Annotated in this window: 5 protein-coding genes and 1 pseudogene; all 6 read right to left on the bottom strand. The window is 58.7% G+C overall.

Annotation, left to right across the window (positions count from 1 at the left end; genetic code table 11):
• On the bottom strand, positions 1–608 hold a 608-nt coding region (locus ACTIKR_RS20360; RefSeq protein ID WP_442328870.1), incomplete at its 3' end, for a hypothetical protein.
• Between the two features lies 1 nt (position 609).
• Positions 610–1,476: a triphosphoribosyl-dephospho-CoA synthase MdcB gene (gene mdcB / locus ACTIKR_RS20355; RefSeq protein ID WP_193090380.1), complete on the bottom strand. Its 867-nt coding sequence runs from the start codon at positions 1,474–1,476 to the stop codon at positions 610–612.
• Positions 1,466–2,146, bottom strand: coding sequence for a malonate decarboxylase holo-[acyl-carrier-protein] synthase (gene mdcG / locus ACTIKR_RS20350; protein WP_442328869.1), 681 nt, complete (start codon positions 2,144–2,146; stop codon positions 1,466–1,468). The genes mdcB and mdcG overlap by 11 nt, the downstream gene beginning before the upstream one ends.
• A gap of 10 nt (positions 2,147–2,156) precedes the next feature.
• Positions 2,157–2,867 (bottom strand): biotin-independent malonate decarboxylase subunit gamma, encoded by a 711-nt coding sequence (locus tag ACTIKR_RS20345; RefSeq protein ID WP_442328868.1) that lies wholly within the window; start codon positions 2,865–2,867, stop codon positions 2,157–2,159.
• Positions 2,864–3,778 (bottom strand): biotin-independent malonate decarboxylase subunit beta, encoded by a 915-nt coding sequence (locus ACTIKR_RS20340; protein ID WP_442328867.1) that lies wholly within the window; start codon positions 3,776–3,778, stop codon positions 2,864–2,866. Before ACTIKR_RS20340 ends, ACTIKR_RS20345 begins: the two co-directional genes overlap by 4 nt.
• Positions 3,775–3,964: pseudogene (locus ACTIKR_RS20335) on the bottom strand (malonate decarboxylase acyl carrier protein); the annotation flags it as partial. The pseudogene ACTIKR_RS20335 and the gene ACTIKR_RS20340, both read right to left, overlap by 4 nt.

Below are 3,964 nucleotides of genomic sequence, written 5' to 3'. Positions count from 1 at the left end.
CGTGCGAAGGCCGGTGTAGCGGACTGCAGCAGTACGGTATGCGAAGGCGTCTGAACCGACAGCCCGACAACGCGCATGGCGCCTTGCTCGTGGGCCAATTGCCCGGCATGCTGCAAGTGTTGCTCGAAACCACCAATGACATAGTGCTGATCTGGATTGATGATGGCCAGATGCGTATTGCTGTTGGCGGTAATCTCTTCGATATCTTTAAGGGGCAAACCCATGATGGCCATCAGGCCGGCCTGTGTCTGCACGCAGTCGTCCATGCTGGCAGCCCGTTGTGCTGCCAGACTGATTCCCTGCTGCATGTCGAGGGCGCCCGCTGCGCTGCAGGCTGCCAATTCTCCAAGGGAATACCCCGCTGCGCAAATCGGCCGGGGCAGCAACGGTTGTAATTGGTGCCACCATTGCAATTGAAATGCAAAGATAAACGGCTGGGCAATCCTGTTTTGTCCAAGAGCCTCGCAATGGACCGCAGCGTTCTGCCAGACATCAGGAAGCAGTTTCGACAATTGTGCCGCCGTCTCTGATGACACCATCGCTTGCAGTGCTTGAAAGTGCTCAGCAGATTGCTGTCCCTGACCGCTGAATACGATGGCAAGGCGCATATCAGAGTGACTCCAGAAACAGGACGACACCTAACAAGTCGGCCGAGCCGCCAGGACTTAGCCGGCGGGCCACAAACGTGGCATGCAAGGCGCGGGCCTGATGTTGCCAGTCTGGGGCGTGCACGCCACCACGGGCAAGAAATGTCGTTGCGGCTTCGCGGGCAAAATCCAGGCCCGGGCGGCCGCCTCGCCAAAGCAGATTGGTGTCTTCAAGTTCGGCCATGAGGGCAAAGAAACACTGCACAGCGGCCTGTTGCGGGCACTGGGTTTGCGCAAGCGCCGTACGATAGGCAGGCAAGCCGATGCTGATGGCCGAAGGAAAGCCTGCGGCAGCCTCGGTGCGCGCGCCGCCACTGCCGTAACGGCGTTGAACGACAGCACCATGACTATCGCTGACGGTTTTTGCCGTGGCCACAATGGCGGGCCCCCACAGATCTGCAACGCGCTGGCTTACCGATTCGGCCGAGCACGAACCGGTAAGGGCAATATCAACACCAGCTGCTGCACACAGCAACCCCAGGTTGAAAATTGCCCCGCGGTGAGTATTCACGCCATTGGTGGCCCGCAGCATGCGCTGCTCTGCATCCACGCCGCAACATTGCAACTGTGCATAAGTGGGCGTTTGCATGCCCAGGCGAGATATCGCTGGAAAATACCCTCGCAGCGCCTGAAGGCTTCGCACAAAGGTACTGAAATTCATGTCAGCATGGCTGCCGCTGTCCATGGGGCTGACCAGGCCCGGTTTAGGTGCAAGTGCGACCTCCCGATATAGCGCGCCAATTGCCCGCCGGCCAATTTTTTCCGGAGTCAATGTTGCGCGGGACGCCTGATCAATGCTTTGCTCGGGTTTGACGGATTCAGCATACATGCTCGTGCTCCTTTAAACGCGATAGCAGTTCAGTCAGACTAAGCAATGCGACGCCGGCATTTTCCTTGACGACAACCCTCGTTGTCGGTTGCGCGGGTTGCAACAAGGCCTGGGAAAGCTCCTTCCAGTTGACCGCCGCGCCACCGGCAAAGCGTATTTCACCGTCCAGAGAGCAGGGCAGCGCCTGCTGGGCCAGTTGCAGGGCTTCAATGCAGCAAGCAAGCTGTGGCGCACGGGCAATATCGCAGACAAGATCAATGTCAGACTGGTCGTGTCGGTATGTCGTCCCGCTTAGCGCTTCCCATGCGAGCGATCCGTACACACTGACCACAATATCGTGTGATTCACATTGCCGCAACAGACGTTTCAATGGAGCAGCAACGGCTGCGGTGCATGTATTTACGCAATGCGCGAGCGCAAGCGGGGGGGCGATTGCGCTGACTGCATCGGGATTGACCGATACACTTATTCGTCTGGGCTCTGCATCCGGTGGTAAAGTCAGGCCCAACAGGATCTGAGCACCGACCGCCACAGATTGCCGGGCCACCACCAGCGGGCGCTGTGTCTGCAGCCAGCGCTGCAGTGCGTCGTGAGCGGCAGGGCATTGCACAGGGCTGAGCAGCCGGTACTCTGCGGCCGGGTACAGATAGGCAAGATCATGGCGGCGCATGCGTTATTTCCTAGGCAGCCAGGATCTGATCGACTATTCTGGCGGCCTGGATCCGTCCAGTTCTGTCCTGGCCTGTCAGCATGCGAAGGTCTGTACCGGCCTGGGCTTTTAATAATTCAGCAAGCGCAGCGTCAAGCAGTGAGGCCGAGGGCGCCTGCCATATATCTTCGATTGCACCCATGCGCTGGTAATTATCGGCGCCAGGTGCAAAGGTGGGCGCGCTGGCTGCCAGTTCCACCAATTTTGCATGATCTATCTTGGTCACGCGCGCCATGGCCTTCAAATCCATGACCCGAACTTGCGAACTGTCCAGCGCGTAGGCGCGATCGGCCATGAGTCCGAAAGACAAGTAGCCGCCGCTGACCGCCTCGCCTGTGACCAGGCTCAGACTGACATGGCCAAGGCGTCGGGCCAGGTCGACGCAGGCAGCCAGGTGCGCCAGGCTCCCATTGAGGCAAAGCAGCTCTTGGGCACGCGATAACGCCTGACCCTGGGTGTCGACAAGAAATATCAGCGGTCGGCGCGGATGTGTCTGGATCGTAGCCAATATCTGTTGTGCCAGGTAAAGCGCGATCTCGTGGTCGATGGCGGCAGCATCGGTCGTTCCCAGCACGGCAACCTCGCCCGCGGCGGTGCTTGCGGTGCCCGCCAATTGATGCCCATTGATTCGAACTTGATGTCCGGCCGGAAACAGGGAGTCCAGAATGCTTGTCAGGGTCATGTGTAAAGTTCCTTATGCAGTCGGGTCAGGTCCGCACAGTTCATCATGGGGATGTTGGCGGGCGCCTCGATGCCCAGGGCCTGCCACACTTGCAGGCCATCGCGCATGCCTTTGAAATTCTCCAATCGAGCCAGCAGGCGCGACTGCTGCTGTTTCTGCGTTGCCAGATCAGGTGGCGTAAATGGATTATCTGCAAGCAGCTGTCTGGCAGCATCCCGGAATGCAAACGGATCGTCTTCTACCAGAGCGGCGCAATCGTTCATCAGATAACGGTGCTTGCCACCAGTCACGCGCCACACCAGCGCCCGATCACGGGAATCGAATTCCTCAACACCGGCCACGGTTTCGATGACTTCGGGCCCGGACAGGGCAAGACGGCCTTCTTCGGACATGACAATCGCAGAGCAAAGGCAGGTCACAATGCCCATGCCGCCGAACGCGCCGCAGCTGCCTCCCACCAGTGCCACTACCGGTATGCCAGCGGCACGCGTATCCAATATGGCGCGCATGATTTCTGAAATGGCGATCAATCCGGCATTGGCTTCGTGTAACCGGACACCGCCCGAGTCGACCAGAAACAGGACCGCAGCGGGTTTATCGCGTATGGCGCGGCGCAGCAGACCAACAATTTTGGCGCCATGGATTTCGCCAACAGATCCACCCATGAACTGGCCTTCCTGAGAAATAATGAATACCGGTTTTTCATCCAGGGCGCCCTGGCCAATGACCACCCCATCGTCGAAGGCGCCGGGAATATCCAGTGCCGCCAGATGCGTGCTTGGTGAGCTCTCTGTCGGGGGCATCAGTTCCCGGAAACTGCCTTCATCCAGTATCCAGGAAATACGCTGTCGGGCAGTGGCTTCGAAGTAACTATGGCGTAACGAGAGCGCCGATCGATTTTCTGTGGTCATCGCAAACCTCCTGCATATTGACTGATCGCCTGGCCAAGCCTGAGTGTGACCACCGCAGGTGTTGCGCCCATGTCGTTAATGGCGATGTGCGTGCCACCCACGGAATGACGAGCTATAAACTCCGCCAGAACAGCCTGCCAGATATTTCCGAATCCGCGGGCAGACGTCTTTATCTCTATTGTGCAG

The sequence above is a fragment of the Advenella sp. genome, assembly GCF_052108595.1.
Lineage (GTDB): Bacteria > Pseudomonadota > Gammaproteobacteria > Burkholderiales > Burkholderiaceae_B > Advenella.
Note: the sequence above shows the minus strand (reverse complement) of the source record. Positions and strands in the feature narration are given on the sequence as shown.